The organism is Bacillus sp. JJ1562 (assembly GCF_036962705.1).
Lineage (GTDB): Bacteria > Bacillota > Bacilli > Bacillales > Bacillaceae_L > Ferdinandcohnia.
Genome location: NZ_JBALOQ010000027.1, coordinates 88,785 through 105,058, shown reverse-complemented (window position 1 = coordinate 105,058; position 16,274 = coordinate 88,785). Strand labels below are relative to the sequence as shown.

At 37.9% G+C, this 16,274-nt stretch carries 17 protein-coding genes; all 17 read left to right on the top strand.

The genetic code is table 11. The annotated features are described in order from the left end of the window. Nucleotides 1–534 precede the first annotated feature (534 nt). The 17 genes from V7097_RS17920 to V7097_RS17840 all read left to right on the top strand — a co-directional run bounded on the left by V7097_RS17920 (nucleotide 535) and on the right by V7097_RS17840 (nucleotide 16,236). Nucleotides 535–864, top strand: a complete 330-nt coding sequence (locus V7097_RS17920) for a UxaA family hydrolase (RefSeq protein ID WP_335397576.1) — start codon at nucleotides 535–537, stop codon at nucleotides 862–864. A 3-nt stretch (nucleotides 865–867) separates the two neighbouring features. Beyond that, the gene (locus tag V7097_RS17915; protein WP_335704998.1) at nucleotides 868–2,022 is read left to right on the top strand and encodes a UxaA family hydrolase; all 1,155 of its coding nucleotides are present in this window, start codon (nucleotides 868–870) and stop codon (nucleotides 2,020–2,022) included. 677 nt (nucleotides 2,023–2,699) lie between these two features. After that, the gene (locus V7097_RS17910; protein ID WP_335705026.1) at nucleotides 2,700–3,539 is read left to right on the top strand and encodes an ABC transporter ATP-binding protein; all 840 of its coding nucleotides are present in this window, start codon (nucleotides 2,700–2,702) and stop codon (nucleotides 3,537–3,539) included. A 22-nt stretch (nucleotides 3,540–3,561) separates the two neighbouring features. Further along, a complete protein-coding gene (locus V7097_RS17905) occupies nucleotides 3,562–4,413 on the top strand; it encodes an ABC transporter permease (protein ID WP_335704997.1) in 852 nt (283 codons plus the stop codon). Nucleotides 4,414–4,458: 45 nt separating this feature from the next. Further along, on the top strand, nucleotides 4,459–5,478 hold the full coding sequence (locus tag V7097_RS17900; RefSeq protein WP_335704996.1) for an ABC transporter substrate-binding protein: 1,020 nt from the start codon (nucleotides 4,459–4,461) through the stop codon (nucleotides 5,476–5,478). A gap of 406 nt (nucleotides 5,479–5,884) precedes the next feature. After that, complete coding sequence (locus tag V7097_RS17895) at nucleotides 5,885–6,613, top strand: FadR/GntR family transcriptional regulator (protein WP_335704995.1); 729 nt, start codon at nucleotides 5,885–5,887, stop codon at nucleotides 6,611–6,613. Nucleotides 6,614–6,625: 12 nt separating this feature from the next. Further along, nucleotides 6,626–6,766, top strand: coding sequence for a hypothetical protein (locus V7097_RS17890; protein ID WP_335704994.1), 141 nt, complete (start codon nucleotides 6,626–6,628; stop codon nucleotides 6,764–6,766). 364 nt (nucleotides 6,767–7,130) lie between these two features. Beyond that, nucleotides 7,131–8,081 (top strand): hydroxyacid dehydrogenase, encoded by a 951-nt coding sequence (locus tag V7097_RS17885; RefSeq protein WP_335704993.1) that lies wholly within the window; start codon nucleotides 7,131–7,133, stop codon nucleotides 8,079–8,081. Nucleotides 8,082–8,093: 12 nt separating this feature from the next. After that, nucleotides 8,094–9,167, top strand: coding sequence for an Ldh family oxidoreductase (locus V7097_RS17880; protein ID WP_335704992.1), 1,074 nt, complete (start codon nucleotides 8,094–8,096; stop codon nucleotides 9,165–9,167). Nucleotides 9,168–9,528: 361 nt separating this feature from the next. Beyond that, the gene (locus V7097_RS17875) at nucleotides 9,529–9,849 is read left to right on the top strand and encodes a PadR family transcriptional regulator (RefSeq protein ID WP_335704991.1); all 321 of its coding nucleotides are present in this window, start codon (nucleotides 9,529–9,531) and stop codon (nucleotides 9,847–9,849) included. After that, entirely contained in the window at nucleotides 9,842–11,029 is a 1,188-nt protein-coding gene (locus V7097_RS17870; protein WP_335704990.1) for a DUF2812 domain-containing protein, read from the top strand. Before V7097_RS17875 ends, V7097_RS17870 begins: the two co-directional genes overlap by 8 nt. Before the next feature lie 109 nt (nucleotides 11,030–11,138). After that, nucleotides 11,139–11,723 (top strand): putative ABC transporter permease, encoded by a 585-nt coding sequence (locus tag V7097_RS17865; protein ID WP_335704989.1) that lies wholly within the window; start codon nucleotides 11,139–11,141, stop codon nucleotides 11,721–11,723. Between the two features lie 117 nt (nucleotides 11,724–11,840). Continuing rightward, nucleotides 11,841–12,050, top strand: coding sequence for a helix-turn-helix transcriptional regulator (locus V7097_RS17860; protein WP_335704988.1), 210 nt, complete (start codon nucleotides 11,841–11,843; stop codon nucleotides 12,048–12,050). Continuing rightward, nucleotides 12,047–12,478 (top strand): hypothetical protein, encoded by a 432-nt coding sequence (locus tag V7097_RS17855; protein WP_335704987.1) that lies wholly within the window; start codon nucleotides 12,047–12,049, stop codon nucleotides 12,476–12,478. Before V7097_RS17860 ends, V7097_RS17855 begins: the two co-directional genes overlap by 4 nt. A 164-nt stretch (nucleotides 12,479–12,642) precedes the next feature. Next, a complete protein-coding gene (locus V7097_RS17850) occupies nucleotides 12,643–13,236 on the top strand; it encodes an NADPH-dependent FMN reductase (protein WP_335704986.1) in 594 nt (197 codons plus the stop codon). A gap of 335 nt (nucleotides 13,237–13,571) precedes the next feature. Further along, nucleotides 13,572–15,188, top strand: coding sequence for a response regulator (locus V7097_RS17845; RefSeq protein WP_335704985.1), 1,617 nt, complete (start codon nucleotides 13,572–13,574; stop codon nucleotides 15,186–15,188). A 1-nt stretch (nucleotide 15,189) separates the two neighbouring features. Further along, nucleotides 15,190–16,236 carry a HEAT repeat domain-containing protein gene (locus V7097_RS17840; protein WP_335704984.1) on the top strand — a complete coding sequence of 349 codons (1,047 nt, stop codon included), beginning with the start codon at nucleotides 15,190–15,192 and terminating at the stop codon, nucleotides 16,234–16,236. The last annotated feature ends 38 nt before the right edge of the window (nucleotides 16,237–16,274 follow it).

Genomic DNA, 16,274 nt, shown 5'->3' with positions numbered 1-16,274 from the left:
ATTTTGACTAATTTTATTTTTAAAGAAAATAGAAAATTTGTAAAACACAATAACCATATAATTGCTGGCGTATTAGATGTCCTCGAAGTAAACATATTTCGAAGTCTGACAACTTTATGTATCTGAAAATGTAATTTTCTTAACGAATAAAGGAATTCAAGACGATAGTGGTCGGTTGAAAATTTTAGATTCAAACGAAAGACCAAAAAAATATATTTAAAAACTTCGCTATATTTTAAAAGTATTTTCTTAGTGATCATTACATACGTCTTTACAAAAGTGGTTGTACATTTTTCCTATACTTAACGCTTTCTATTAAATAAACTTCTGCTATGGGATACTGCAAAAACAGTTCTTCAAAAATTTTATGAAATAATATAATTGGATTGTTTTTATAGTCTATTCTGAAAATTCATAAAAGTAAGTATTGACTAATTTTTCCGTAAATGATTTAATGATACCCAAGTGGTAGGGTCACTGCACCTAGGATGACCCTACTCCTAATATTAAATTATTATGAAGGAGGCATGTGAAGTGAGCAAAGTAAGTTCAGCTGCAGCTGTTGGTGAAAAGAAGCCGTCAATAAAACACGATTTTCTCATTCACAATCCAGGCGATCATGTAGGGGTGGCTACGAGCAACATTAAAGAAGGTGAAAAGGTCATCGGTGTAAACATGGGTGACAATTCAACAGTCGAGGTAGTCGCAAAAGGTAATATTCCATATGGGCATAAAATTGCTCTTCAAGCATTAGATTTAGGTACACCAGTATTGAAATATGGCATTGAAATTGGCGTTACTACCCAGCGATGGGAGCAGGGTGATTATGTACATACCCATAATATTAAAACTCAAAGGTGGTAATGGATGATGCAGTTATATGGATATCGTAGAGAAAATGGAAAAGTCGGTGTAAGAAATTATGTTGTAATTTTACCAGTAGATGATATTTCAAATGCTGCGTGTGAATCCGTAGCAAACAACGTTCAAGGAACAATTGCTTTGCCGCACGCCTATGGGAGACTTCAATACGGACCGGATTTGGACCTTTTCTTTAAAACAATGATTGGAATCGGTTCTAATCCAAACGTAGCAGCTGTTGTGATAATCGGAATTGAGGAAAATTGGTCGAAACGAATTGCTGACGGGATTGCTGAAACGGGAAAACCAGTTTCCTATTTCTCTATCGAGAGAAACGGAGATTTTGAAACAATTAAAAATGCATCTTGGAAGGCGAAGGAATATGTCCATTGGGCATCTGAGCTACAAAGAGAGCCGATTGAACTTAGTGAGTTAACGGTTAGTATCAAGTGTGGGGAATCTGATACAACAACTGGATTAGGATCGTGCCCGACTGTATCTGAAGCTGTTGACCGCTTAGTAGATGCGGGAGCTACAGTCTTCTTTGGTGAAACACCTGAGTTGACTGGCGGGGAGCATCTGATTGCAGCACGTGCAGCCTCACCGGCAGTCCGTGAACGTTTCGAATCCATTTACCAAAACTATGTGGACGAAATTGAGGGAACAGGTGCAGACCTGCTTGGTTCACAGCCGACTCAAGGGAATATTGCCGGGGGGCTTTCCACAATAGAAGAGAAAGCGCTTGGTAATATTGCTAAAACAGGTACTAAGGAAATTATCGGTGCTTTGGAAATGGCTGAAACACCAACTGAAGGTCCAGGGTTGTATTTCATGGATACATCATCTGCTGCTGCAGAGTGTATTACATTAATGGGCGCTGGTGGAGCAGTGGTACATTTCTTCCCGACTGGGCAAGGAAACGTTATCGGAAACCCAATTGTGCCGGTGATCAAAATTACAGCGAACCAAATTACTGCTGAGACGATGTCCGAGCATATTGACGTGGATGTATCCGGATTATTGTCCCGTGAAAAAACGTTATCAGAAGCAGGGAACAACTTAATGGAGTGCCTCGCCCGGACAGTTAATGGAAGAATGACATGTGCGGAAATACTCGGCCACAAAGAATTTGTCCTAACTAGATTGTACCGCAGTGCATAAGAAAATATAACTTTATACCTATTCGCAGAAATTAATTAATGGACCTGAAGAGCTATATATGGAGTAGTCTTGCTATTTGATTATGCATCAATATACTCACATAGAATCACATCTGTTAATGTTAAATCACGAAAAGGTGGGACTTTTTAGAAAAATAACTCAATATTTTTCACCTAGAGGACGAAAAATTAAGTGTTGTCCTCGTCTTTCAACAGAAGTGATTGGTAGAATAATGGGAGCCGCTACCGGGTTTATTGTTGTTCCGGTGCCTCTCTATTTTTTTAAAACTTCCTTTACATAAAGCGATTGGTTAAAATCATATTACGTATTTCCTCTTGGCTCTTGGAGCTGGCGGAGTATACATACATTGGAAATGGCTAGCGTTTTGGTAGGAAGAGGTATCAATGGTGCATCGTTGGGCGACTATTTAAACAAGTTGATAAAAACAGCGAATTTGAAAAAGATGGTTGCCATTCTTATAGGAGCAATCCCAACACCTATTTTGTAATTTTTGGGAAAAACTCAATAACTGTCGGTATTACCACATACCTGTTGTCCGAACATAATGTAGAAGTCTGGATTTCCTATAAGGTAGCAGTAAAAACTATTAAATTGCTTTAACTCTCGAGGTTCACTTAAATTTGTTCGACTTCAAATTATAAGGAGGTCAGTACGTGATGGGAAATCAACAACAATTACCCACGCTAGATAGAAGCTTTTATGACGATACCCAGGCAGTAAAGCAAAGAGAAAATAAAAATAACGCACAGCCACAACAATTATTATCCGTGAAAAATGTAAAGATTGGGTACGAAGTTGGAAATGAATTTAATCTAGTAATCAATGATATTAGCTTTGATATTCGGTCTGGAGAAAAAATAATGATGATTGGTCCTTCGGGATGTGGAAAATCGACTTTGTTAAAAACGATTGCTGGATATAACAAGCCTATTGGTGGAGATATTTTACTTGCGGGACGTACTGACCTAGAGCCTGGGCCTGACCGTGCTGTTGTCTTTCAGGAGCACGATCAACTTTTTCCTTGGCGAACAGTTTTCGATAATTTAGTTTATTCCCTACGTATCACCGGTCGGAAAAAAAGCGAAGCCATTGATAGTGCAAAACACTACCTTGAAATGACGGGTCTTACAAGGGCTCATGAACTATATCCTCATCAGTTGTCTGGTGGTATGAAACAACGTGTAGCTATTGCACGTGCTCTCGCCCTTGAACCTTCAATGCTCTTGATGGATGAACCATTCGGTGCTTTGGATGCGCTTACACGAACTCGCTTGCAGGAAGAACTAAGGTTAATTGCTGAAAAAACACGTGTGACTATATTTTTTGTAACTCATAGTATTGAAGAGGCAGTGCTTCTCGGTGATCGAATCATCGTACTAACTCATCCACCATCGTACATTGCGGAAATTGTCAATGTTGGCGAAAAGGCCAAAAACTTGGAAAGCGACGAATCCATAGAGATACAACAACACTTGCGTAAACTGCTAGGAAGCTAGAATTAATTAGGGGGGGACAAATGTGTCGGTACAAAGTAAGGTTCTTAAAGAAGCGCCTGTGAACAGTAAAGTAAAACGAAATAATCTTTCATGGTCCCAGTTACCCGCATGGGTAAGACAAACACTTCTTTTAGTCGTTATTCTCCTATTGTGGCAAATTATTTTTAAGGTTATGAATGTAAACCCTTTACTCTTATCAAGTCCCTCGGAAATTGGAAAAGTACTCTGGCAAAATTGGATAGATGGGACTCTTTTGAGCGTAACTGTAGCTACAATGAAAATATTACTACTCGGTATGTTAATTGGGATTGTTGTAGCTGCAATATTAACTACTCTTGCTACTTGGACGCAAATAGGAAGTGATTTACTTAATTTACTTACGTCGGTATTAAACCCAATTCCAGCAATAGGTGTGTTGCCTCTCGCAATTATTTGGTTTGGCCTAACCCCTACTGCTCTAGTTTTTGTACTAGCTAATGCAATCACATGGCCAATCGCAATCAATGTTAGCATGGGCTTTCGCACGGTTTCTCCAACAATTCTGATGGTAGGGAGAAATTTGGGACTGCGCGGATGGAAATTGGTAAAAGACGTTTACATGCCAGCTGCGTTACCACACATGATCTCAGGTCTAAAGACAGGGTGGGCATTTGGTTGGCGAACTATTATTGCGGCAGAGTTGGTCTTTGGTGTTGCGGGTAGCGGAGGAGGTCTTGGCTTTTTTATCAGCGAGGCGCGTTTCTTCTTGAAAATTCCTGATATGTTTGCAGGTCTTGTAACAATTTCTTTGATCGGGATATTGTTTGATGTGATGTTCAATAAAATTGAGAAGAAAACCGTTATCAGGTGGGGTATGAAGGCTGAGGACAAATAAAACAAATTTTCAGTATGCTGAAAATTGGAAAAGGGGTGTTGATTGATGTTGAAAGTCCGGGGTTCAAAGAAAAATTTCTTTATTATGTTAATACCATTCACCATGTTTTTGTTTCTTGCAGGATGCGGAGGCGGTTCATCGGAAAAGACTAATCAAAAAGATGGCGAAGATAACGCTGCCAAGCAAGACATGACCATTGTTGTTCAACCCGGTATTGGATATGCTCCATTAACTATTTTACGGGAAATGGCTTGGCTTGATGAAGAGCTTCCTAATGTAAATATTGAATGGAAGACCTTGGCTTCGGGTGCTGCGATTAGAGATGGTCTAATTGCTGGTCAAATTCAGGTTGGTGCAGGCGGAATTGGTCCTTTTCTTCTAGGTTGGGATAAGGGAGTGAACTGGAAAATTTTGAGTTCAATGGACAACATGGAGTTATGGCTTATGGGTAAAGATCCTAACAAAAAAAGTCTAGAAGACTTCGGCCCAAAAGATCAAATTGCGATGCCCGGGCTGGATTCAATTCAATCTGTTGTTTTACGAAAAGGTGCGCTTGATCAATTGGGTGACGCAAGAAGTTTAGATGAAAATATTGTCGCATTAGAGCACCCAACCGCTATGCAAGCTCTTTTAAGTAATCAAATTTCTGCGCATCTCACTGCCCCGCCATACCAAATGCAAGAGGAAACTGAGGGTGCACACATAATTTTAAAAAGTTATGATCTTTTCGGGGAACACACCTTCAATAGTATTTGGGTTACAGAAGATTACTATAACGATAATCGTGAAATAATGGATGTCTTATACGAAAACATTCAACGTGCGATTGATTTGCTAAACGATGATCCAGATCAAGCCGCTGAAATTCTTTCAAAAGACTCCGACGGGAGTCCTTCGGCAGAACAGTACAAAGAATGGATAACGCAAGACTATATTAAGTATACTTCCGAGCCCAATGGTTTCATCGATTTTGCTGAGGTCATGAAGGAGTTGGGAATGATCGAAAAAATACCTGCTTGTGAAGATATCTTGCATGATACTCTAGGCAATCCTGGCAAATGCTAATGGTCTTTCGAACGATGATTATATCGGACTACTTCATTCTTGACACGGATCTGAGTGGCGCTTGAACGTGTTAAATTCAACTTATTATTCGATACCATCATGATCACGGTGCTCGAGCACTTTGCAATAATGCTTGAATTTGACATTACTAGATAGGCAAAACCCCGTGAATATGCATAAGGGTGTATATTCACGGGGTTTTGTTACTACTTGTAAAATTCTCGCCTCTGAACTCATCTAGGCGAACGGAATCGAAATCTTGTAGATAAGGTAAATGATTCAGTAATGATTATCGTTATTATCTTAACGAAAATTTCACTGTATTTAATAGGCTTCATGAAATAAAATAGGCAGTAATAAAGGGGAATATTTCCACACCGAGTTCAAATGCATAGGGGGATTCAATATGTTTGAAAGCAAGAATTTTTCAAGAGCTTCAGTAACAGATAATGTTGTTGAGTATATAAAGGAACTGATCGTTCAGGGAAGAATTGTCCCAGAGGAAAAACTACCTTCCGAACGGGAAATGTCTGAACGATTGAACATTAGCCGGAACACCGTAAGGGAAGTATACAAAATTTTATCAACGCTTGGTTATGTTCATATTAAACATGGTTCAGGAGTGTTCGTATCGAGCAAAATTAAAACGATTGATCAATGGGCGGCCACTTTTTTTATGAAAAGTGACCAAATACTGGAGTTGTTTGACATTCGGATATTGTTGGAATCGCAAAGTGTCAAGTGGGTCGCCGAATTTGCAAGTGAAAACCAAATCGAAACCCTTCAAAATCATGTTCAACGATCTTTGAAACTATTTAAAAACAAAGATATTAATCAAGCTGCTCCCCTGTTAGCAAAAGCAGATCGAGAGTTTCATTTGATGCTAGCCGAATTCTCTGGAAACTCGATTCTCCATCGCATTATGCTTAACTTAATGGATATGTTAAACGATGTTCATAAAGAAACGATTGATATTCCAGGCCGCCTCTATAAATCAATTAAAGAGCATGAACGTATCGTTGAGGCCATTATGTGGAAGCAAATTGCTGTAGCTGAGAGTCAAATGATCCATCATTTAGAAAGTGTGAGAGAGGATATTATTTCTAAAATGACCCATGAACGATTGAATTTATAAGTGTGACTGGGAATGGGCTGTACGTTTGGTGTTGCCATTATCGGCGCTGGTACTTTTGGACTTTCACACGCTGCCCATGCGAAGAGCGCCGAGATTACATATAAAGTAATAGGTTATCCGATGGATTTTTGGAAACTAATGATGCCGTTGTAATTGTTTATTCGAACGCAATTAAAATATACAGGGCTTTTTGATCCTGTTATAAATATACGTTGTAGCAATATGAGAAAGAGAAACCGCTTGGGCTGACCTATCCGGCCTCGCTCCGTGTGTGTTGATTATGGTCCTTGCTTATCAAAAAAACTAGTATTCTTATAGATTAAGTACTTATCTTAGATATGCACTTTCTCTTAATCTACTAAGTTTACCTGTATGAAAGCCTCCGCTTGTAAGAATATTTAATATCTATTTAGTTAGTGGTTATGGCAGCTATTTGCTGTTAAGTAACGAAAAAATAAAAAGAATAGCAAGCTATAAAAAGAAAATTTAAATTAAATTTATTAAGGGAGGGAATATCATGAAAGTTTTGGTCACCGAAATAATGTGGAAAGAAGGACTTGTGGAATTGAAAAGTCGGGGCTTTGATGTTCATTATGAACCACATTTATGGAATGACCGCGGGGGCCTTCTAAAGCGAGTCATTGATGTTGATGCACTCATTGTACGGAATCAAACAAAGGTAGATAAAGAGCTGCTTGAGAAGGCTCCTGAACTAAAGGTAATTGGCAGGTTAGGAGTCGGATTGGAAAACATTGCAGTAGATGATGCAAAAAAACGCGGAATTCAAACGGTTGTTCCTCGTAATGCGAACGCCACCTCTGTTGCAGAATATGTGATGGCTGCAATATTGATGGCGAACCGGCCGCTTTTTTTAGCAAATGAAGATGTTAGAAAAGGAAGCTGGGACCGGAAGAAACATACTGGAAGCGAAATTTTTGATAAGGTGGTTGGGCTCGTAGGGCTCGGCGAGATTTCCCACCGTGTTGCGAAACGGGCAAAAGCGTTCGGCATGAATGTGATCGGATACGATCCTTTTTTAACCCCATTTGATCATATCGTTGCAGAAACATCCGTTCAATTGAAATATACTTTGGAAGATGTGTTAATCTCGGCTGACTTTATATCTATACATGTACCACTTACCTCTTCAACAAAAAATTTAATATCTGGGTCACAGCTATCATCCATGAAACAATCGGCTTATATAATAAACACTTCTAGGGGTGGAATTATAGATGAAGAAGCCCTTTACTACGCATTGAAAGAAGGAACGATAGCCGGAGCATATTTAGATGTCTTGGAATCGGAGCCGATCGATCAGATGAACCCGCTGCTACAATTGGACAACGTCATTTTTTCACCGCATATTGCCGGGCTGACGACCGAGTCTCAAGGCCGGATATCCTTATTAGTTGCAAAAGAGGTTGGGAAAGTACTTGATGGGACAGGGTCGCGATGTCTTGTATAAGGGGATATATATATGAGTAAAGAAACTAGTAAAATTCGCAGGTTTGAAGCAACAGAATTAATTCAATTTACGATTGAGGTTCTGGAAAAAGTTGGCGTTCCACGGGAGCATGCGAAATTAGCAGCAGACACATTGATTCGGGCTAATTTGGAAGGGATTGACAGCCACGGGCTAACGAGATTAGGAATTTATTGTCAACGAATGAATGAAAGCCGGATCAACCCACAACCAAAAATCCAATTTTCTAAAAAGGGTCTTTCCGTCCTAAAGGTGAACGGCGACAATGGATTAGGACATATTGTTAGTTCCGAGGCAATAACACGGGGGATCGGAATGGCGAAAGAAACCGGGATGGTTGGGATAACGGTTAATAATAGTAATCATTTCGGGACAGCATCTTATTATTGCCAGATGGCATGTGATCACAAGCTTGCAGCGCTCGCGTTTACAAACTCCCCTTCAGGGATTCCACCGTGGGGTGGACGTCAGGCATTTTACGGAACAAATCCGATCGCTTTTGGCTTCCCGACTGACGATGATGTCCCTGTTATTATCGATATGTCAACAAGCGTCGTTGCTAGAGGAAAAATTATTGCTGCCGAGAAACAGGGTAAAAGGATACCGGACGGGTGGGCCATAGATGAAAATGGTAATATGACAAATGATGCCGCTGCCGCATTGCGCGGGGCTGTTTTACCATTAGGAGGGGCAAAAGGCTCTGCACTGGCAATGGCCGTTGAAATTTTAACAGGCATTTTGACAGGGGCTGCATTTGGACCGAATGTCACGAGCATATATCAAGATGAGAAAACAGACCATGCCAATGTTGGCCACTTTTTCATCCTTATTGATATTGAAAAGTTTATGCCAATCGAAGAGTTTACTAGTTCAATGGGAGAATTATTACAAGCCATGAAGAATATACCGAAAGTCCCGGGTAGTGATGAAATTCGCTATCCTGGTGAGAGAAGAAAAAGAGAACATGACCGCAGGATGAAAGAGGGCATACCGTTACCGGAACAAGTAGTGGAAGAGTTGAATCTATTGGGCGAGATTTATGGTGTTCGATTTCCGAAAAATGAGTAACCCATGTTTCACGCTAAGACTATCACATTGATTTATGACTTAAAAAAATGTGACAGAGACACATTCCCTGTACCTCTGTGGTATTTTCTTGTGAATTTTTACAATGCCTTACGCTTCAAAATCTAAATCAATATCAGTCAGTTTTCAATTCGAGAGTTGCAACGAGTCTCTCGTAATTGCTAACAATTAGTGTTAGGCTAATAATTGGGGTTCTACTAACAAGAAATTGTAAGTAGGGCCCTTTTCATTATTTCATATTTACATTTGAAATTTTATAAAGTATTATTATGTTATGCGATATATCGCGTGACATAATATCGAGATACATAATACCTTGAAGAACGAAAAGGGGTTGTAAAGTATGGCATATAATGGGGGACCGATGACTGAGGCAATGTACTATGTACTACTAGCACTAATGCATCCTAACCATGGGTACCAGCTTATGCAGGCAATTACAGAAGTTTCGAATGGCAGAGTAACAATGGGTCCAGGGACTCTTTACGGCGTACTCTCACGGATGCAAAAAGACGGCCTTATATCATTAGCAGAAGACGACGGCAGGAGAAAAACCTATGAAATTACTGCAGCAGGAGAAGAAGCATTAAGGGTTGAGTACGAACGACTCAAATCCATGATACAAGACGGGAATATTTTACAGGATGGTGATGGAAATGAATAAGATCGTTCGAAAAATTCGTCCAAGTGATTTTTGGCGGATCGGTGAGCATGAAAGCTGGTTTCAAGACATGGCGGCCGAAGGGCTACATCTCAAAAAAATGGGTAAATTTTTTGCTCATTTTGTAAAAGGTGAACCGAAAAAAATGAAATACAGAATAGATGTTTCGATGAAAAGAAAAATGAAACCTGAGCAAATTGAGATGTATGCGGAAAGTGGCTGGGACTATGTGACGGGTTATCAAGATTTTCATGTATTTTCATCACCTACTGAAAGAAATGCACCAGAGATACATACAGACCATGCGGAGCAATCCTTTACATTAAAGGAACTGGACAAGAAATTAGCCTTAAATGCAGGTTTCGTCGTTGTCGGGTTGCTTTTAATGATTGGCATGTTGTCTTCCATTTGGTTTCTTGATGGGACACCTACCTATATTTTAGTTGAAGGGTTAGTTGTTGCACAAACGATTTTATCCATCTTCATCGGATATCAAGCCTTTAATTCACTGTTTGCAGCCATTTCCATTCGCGCTTTACGAAAAAGTTTAATTGAAGGAAAACCAATTGATCATCATGCCCCATGGAAGAAGCAACATCGATTAAGTTCAGTTTTTGCTATTCTTTTTACGATTGTCGCTGGATTGACCGCCATCATACCATTCGTACAACTTGTAAAAATGGATACGAAAACATTGCCTGAAGAAAGTCCGAACTTACCGATTGTTAGATTAGCAGATATAGAGAAAAATCCCGATTTAGTCCGGGGGAAGTCGGAATATATGAGCGACAATGTTGACTGGTCCAATCGTTATACAATGAATTGGAGTCCGTTTGCACCTGTGCAATATGAAGCAGATGAAAACGGGTTAGTTCCAGGTGAAATGTGGGAAGACGGGAGCGGTGAATATTCACCAAGTATTGAAACAAGGTTTTACCAACTTAGTTTTCCTGCTATGGCGGATAATCTAATTTCTGATTTAATAAAAAGATATAACTATGAATATAGTATGGAGGATTTTGTTGAAACACAGCATCCAAGCTTTGATCTTTTAATTGTTCATGAGGATGAGGAGTTTAAGGAAGTTTTCGCTTCCAAAGGAAAAGATGTCATATTTGTTCGTTACTATGGCTATGAGGATATGGATTCGGTAGTAAAGTCTATAGAAGCGAAGCTTAACTAACTTTCAGAAGGATTCTACTAAACTAGTTCTTAAAATCGAAACCAAAGGTATATTTAACCAAAAAAAGACAAATCCTAATCGGGAATATAATCCTTGAGGTGATGAGTCGGTGTTGCAGAGTTTAGTTACTGGTTTTGATTTTGGGATGCCAGTGCTTCTATCCTGGGATGGGGCAATGGTGGTCGTCTATTTCTTTACTATCTATTCGTTCTTGGGGTGGCTCCTAGAAAACAGCTATAACTATGCCAGGAAACGAGTGTTTTTTAAAGATAATTTTTTCTTTGGACCATTTAAGCCAATGTACGGATTTGCACCTTTGATGTTAATCTTTTTAATAGGAAAGGATATGCATTGGTCCGTGGTGTTGTTTCTTTGTTTTTTAATCCCGACAGTAGTCGAGTATTGTAGTGGATTCCTTCTTGAATGGTTTTTTGGCCGGAAATGGTGGGACTATTCAGGGCATAAGTGGCAGCTGCAAGGACATATTTGTTTTTCCTATTCGGTTTGTTGGATTGCATTATCCCTAGCCTGTCTGCTATTTATTCATCCAGGACTCAATGCTTTATATAGTGCGGTTGGAACCTATTGGGCGTGGATCTGGCCAACTGTAGCACTCTATTTTCTTGGCGAACTCCTATTTGCGATTAAAAGACATATACCAGAAAAAATACGTGCCGGAAATCCAATTCAATAATTGGTTTTAAGATCAAATCTTCAATGATTTGGTCTTTTTTATTAATAGATATGTAACATATATATTGAATTATGTAATATATATGTTACAATTATTTGTAAGGAGGGATGACATCATTTGGAAAATAAAGTGAAGATTGCTCGTATTCAGGCAGGTTTAACCCAGCAGCAATTAGCTGAAAAGATTGGGGTCACCCGCCAAACGATTAGTTTAATTGAAAAAGGAAAATACAATCCAACCTTAAAGCTGTGTCTAGATATTTGCTATGCCGTTAATCAAACATTGAATGAAATATTTTGGGTTGAAAAGGGGAGTGGTAACAAATGAAAAAGATTAAAGATGAGCGTTTAATTTTAAAAAATCTAAAGAATGTTCGTACCGCGTATCTCATTCAAACGGTTGGGATTATCGGGATATTGGGATATGATTTAATCACTAAAGGGATGGAAGGGATGAGGCAAAATCCCCTATGGATCGTATTCATGATTACTACCATTGTTTCATTATATCTTTCAATGAGTATAGGTGTAGACCATGAAGGGGAAGAAAAGTCACCCAAAAAAGGTACCACTATATCTCTTATAGTATTAACAGCTATTTCAATAGTCATTGGTTTTGCTGTAAATTTTACAGATGGATTTGGGGTTATCGACGGATTCATTATGGGTGGAATCATTTTTATTTGCGGTCTCATTCCAATCCTTTACATCCATTATCTGAGAATAAAACGACAACAAGAAAACATAGAGGAATAGGGATTTAAGCGCTTAGTTAAACTAGGCATTTTTAATTTTAAAACTTTTTAGGTCTTTAGGTTGACAAGAATATATTTTTAAGATAATATTTATCTTGAAGTTAAGATAAATAAATTAAAGGTATTTTACAGAAATATCCTTTAATATAAAAAAGGAGAGACATCATGGGTTTATTAGATAAACTTTTTGGTAATCAACAAAAGGAGGAAAAAGTTATGTCAAACGAAAAATTAAACATTGGTATTATTTTAGGTAGTACTCGTGAAGGACGCGTAAGTCCTCAAGTAGGAGCATGGGTAAAAGAAATCGCTGATAAGCGTGGAGATGCAAACTACGAAATCGTAGATATCGCAGACTTCAAATTACCATTCCTAGGTGAAGCAGATGCACCTGGAATCGCTGCTTGGAACGAAAAATTAGCTAGCCTTGATGGATTTGTATTCATCGTTCAAGAATATAACCACTCTATTACTGGTGCATTGAAAAATGCGTTAGACCTAGCTCGTGAAGCTTGGAACAACAAAGCTGCTGGTATCGTAAGCTACGGTTCAACTGGTGGTGCACGTGCGGCTGAACACCTACGTGGAATCATGGGTGAATTAATGATCGCGGACGTTCGTACACATCCAACACTTTCATTATTCACTGACTTCGAAAACGGATCTGAGTTCAAGCCACAAGCTCTACACTTAGACAACGTAAACTTAATGCTAGACCAAGTAGAAGCTTGGAGCGGAGCATTAAAAACAGTTCGCTAATAACGAAGAATAACAGGATGGGCCCTTTCATTGGGCCATCCTGTTTTTTTGTGATACATATTCCGTTTCCTAACGCAAACATTAAGAATGTAACTTAAAAAGAGTGCCAAATTGTATATGAATTTGTCATTCTTTTTTTATTGGTGTAAAACAATTTGTGCTGTAAATAAGCTAAAAGGGATATAGTAAATTGGACCCGAATGATATGAAAGCTTTCTTAAAAGTTTCAAAAAGTAAGACAGTTTGGGGATTATAATTCCAGAGAGGAATTGTTAGAATAACATTAATAGTATTGGAAGTTTATAGTTGAAATATATAAGCATTAGGAGAGGCAAATGAATAAGTACACACAAGCTTTGGTGAAAAATGTAAGAAAAAAACTTGAAGCATGGTTAAATGATCAAGTGTCAATACAACATAAAGAGTTATATCGTTTCTTACATTCGATTGCAGGGACAGCGACAACTATTGGGTTTAATAAAGCTGGTGAAATTGCTCAATCTTTATTAAGTCAATTAGAAGAGGACGTTGAAAAAGAATGGACAAAAGAAGAGTTACAGGTTTTTTTAACACCTTTAATTTCAGCTTTTTATTATGAAGAATACTCAAATGTTGATGAGGTTAGGGAACGTAAAGATGAGATTGGGGATAAAAAACTTATTTTATTAATTGATGATGATACGACTTTATTAATGTATCTAAAGGATGAGTTAGAGACAAATGGGTGGATTGTAATGGCAGCAGCTGATTCAGAGCGAGCAATTAACTCCTATTATGATTTAAACCCAGATTGCGTCATTATTGATATACATATGAAGGATAAAAATGGTTTAGATATTTTATTGCAACTAAAGGACATGAAACAGTACTTTACACCAACAATTATGATTAGCACTGATCATTCTAAGGAAATGAGAATAAAGAGCTATCAATTGGGTGCGGATGATTATATTCAAAAGCCATTAGAAATGGATGAGTTTATTGTTAGAATTAATCGTCAGTTAGAAAGAAAGCAAGCATTTGACGATTTAATACTAATTGACGAGTTAACTAGAGTATATAATCGAAAATTCTTACAACAAACATATGACCGTTTGGTGAATAACCTAAATAGGAATGGAACTTCATTTAGTATTGCTATATTAGACCTGGACCATTTTAAACATGTGAATGATACATATGGACATGTTATAGGTGATAAAGTACTGACAACCTTTGCAGAGGTTCTTAGAAGTGGCTTAAGACTAAATGATATTATTATTCGTTATGGAGGAGAAGAGTTTATCATTCTTTTTCCTGACACACATGCAAAGGAAGCAAAGAATTTACTAGAACGACTTTTGAATGAATTTTCAAAGGTCTCATTCGATGATATGAATGGTGCTCATCCATTTTATTGTACCTTTTCAGCAGGGGTGCATGAAATTACATCGGATGAATTAGATCTAAAGCGAAATATAGAAATTGTCGATGGTGCACTTTATGAGGCAAAGAACGAAGGTAGAAACCAGGTAAAAGCCGTTCCATTAAACAATATACGTTATCATAGAAAACTTATTCATGTTGGAATTATTGATGATGATCCTATTATTCGGACAATGCTTCATGACCTAATTAGCAAAAGTAAATTTACTGATGGATTCACATTAGATATTGAAACATTTCGAGATGGAATGGAGTTTTTTGAATCCAGCTGGTATACAAAAAAGAATGAGCCCTATTTGATTATATTGGATGGAGCAATGCCACGAATGGATGGCATTGAGGTTCTACAAAAGTTAAGAGAACAACCTTATCAAGAGCGGTTTACCGTCATGATGCTTACAGCAAGGAGAAGCGAACATGACATCTCAAGGGCATTACGTTTAGGTGCAGATGATTATATTACAAAGCCCTTCAAGCTCTTAGAACTTGAGGGCCGATTAAGTCATTTAATTAAAAGGATGAACTAAGATGATTGAATTGAGTTTAGTTGCCCTATATATTCTAATCATCGCCATGCTTTTTCTATTAACGAGCCTTTTCCTGTATTTAATCATAAAAAAGTATGTAAATAATCAAAGCAGACGAAAAATTAATTTGCTAAAGGAAGAATTCCGATTAAAAATGTTTCATTATTTACAAACTGGAGAACAAAGTCATATCGAGTCAAATTTAGGACAAGAAAAGGTAATAGCGCTATTAGAATTACTGAAAGAGTATTCAAATGTTTTAGATAGTCCAGATGTAAATGAGAGAATCAGTGCCTTTGCAAATAAAAATTTTACAAAGTTTATAAAAAAAGAGCTTAGACAAAGACGCTGGAGCCTTAGAATGAATGCACTTTATTTGATAGAGGACTTCTATATGTATCACTTAATAGAAAACTTACATTCGTTATACGATAAGAGAAGGACGACCGTTGCTGAAAAGGAACAAATATTAAAGCTTTTGGCCAAGAGTAATGATGAAAAGATCGTGGAGTATATTAAAAACGGCACAGCAAACATATCAGATTTTTCGTTGTTAACAATATTAATGAATTTGAATGATGAAAAATTAGATGAGTTAATAGCAGATTTTAATTTCCTACCAGCAAGAATTCAATACATGGTGGTAGAAACAATTGGAAAAAAACAACTATTGAGGCATCATACACTTTTAAAAAATCTCATTCACCAGGATGATCCGGAATTGGTAATCCGGTCATTAAAAGCCTATGCAACTACGGGTGTTCCAGTTGATATTCATTCGATAGTCGCATTTTTTGAATCTGAGAGTTGGCAGCTACGTTTAATGGCCGCAAAGGTTGCAGGGGTACAAAGAATGGAAGAGCTGAAAGAAAAGTTAATAGAGCTATTATCTGACTCAGAATATATTGTTCGAGTTGAAGCCGCTAAAGCTATTTTACGCTTTAAGGATGGGGTAAGAATTCTAAATAAAATAAAAGAAGAATCAAATGATTTGTTCGCACAGGATATGGCAATTGAATGGCTAGAAAAGGAGAGAAGTAGTTATTGATATCAATTGGTCAAGTTTATTAATTGTTGGCAGCTGGT

Bases quoted from the DNA above. Each gene is read 5' to 3' on its own strand.
- V7097_RS17885 (WP_335704993.1), top strand. From the start codon at position 7,131: ATGAAAGTTTTGGTCACCGAAATAATGTGGAAAGAAGGACTTGTGGAA.
- V7097_RS17845 (WP_335704985.1), top strand. From the start codon at position 13,572: ATGAATAAGTACACACAAGCTTTGGTGAAAAATGTAAGAAAAAAACTT.
- V7097_RS17915 (WP_335704998.1), top strand. From the start codon at position 868: ATGATGCAGTTATATGGATATCGTAGAGAAAATGGAAAAGTCGGTGTA.
- V7097_RS17875 (WP_335704991.1), top strand. From the start codon at position 9,529: ATGGCATATAATGGGGGACCGATGACTGAGGCAATGTACTATGTACTA.
- V7097_RS17880 (WP_335704992.1), top strand. From the start codon at position 8,094: ATGAGTAAAGAAACTAGTAAAATTCGCAGGTTTGAAGCAACAGAATTA.
- V7097_RS17850 (WP_335704986.1), top strand. From the start codon at position 12,643: ATGGGTTTATTAGATAAACTTTTTGGTAATCAACAAAAGGAGGAAAAA.
- V7097_RS17855 (WP_335704987.1), top strand. From the start codon at position 12,047: ATGAAAAAGATTAAAGATGAGCGTTTAATTTTAAAAAATCTAAAGAAT.
- V7097_RS17910 (WP_335705026.1), top strand. From the start codon at position 2,700: ATGGGAAATCAACAACAATTACCCACGCTAGATAGAAGCTTTTATGAC.
- V7097_RS17840 (WP_335704984.1), top strand. From the start codon at position 15,190: ATGATTGAATTGAGTTTAGTTGCCCTATATATTCTAATCATCGCCATG.
- V7097_RS17870 (WP_335704990.1), top strand. From the start codon at position 9,842: ATGAATAAGATCGTTCGAAAAATTCGTCCAAGTGATTTTTGGCGGATC.
- V7097_RS17890 (WP_335704994.1), top strand. From the start codon at position 6,626: ATGGGCTGTACGTTTGGTGTTGCCATTATCGGCGCTGGTACTTTTGGA.
- V7097_RS17900 (WP_335704996.1), top strand. From the start codon at position 4,459: ATGTTGAAAGTCCGGGGTTCAAAGAAAAATTTCTTTATTATGTTAATA.
- V7097_RS17895 (WP_335704995.1), top strand. From the start codon at position 5,885: ATGTTTGAAAGCAAGAATTTTTCAAGAGCTTCAGTAACAGATAATGTT.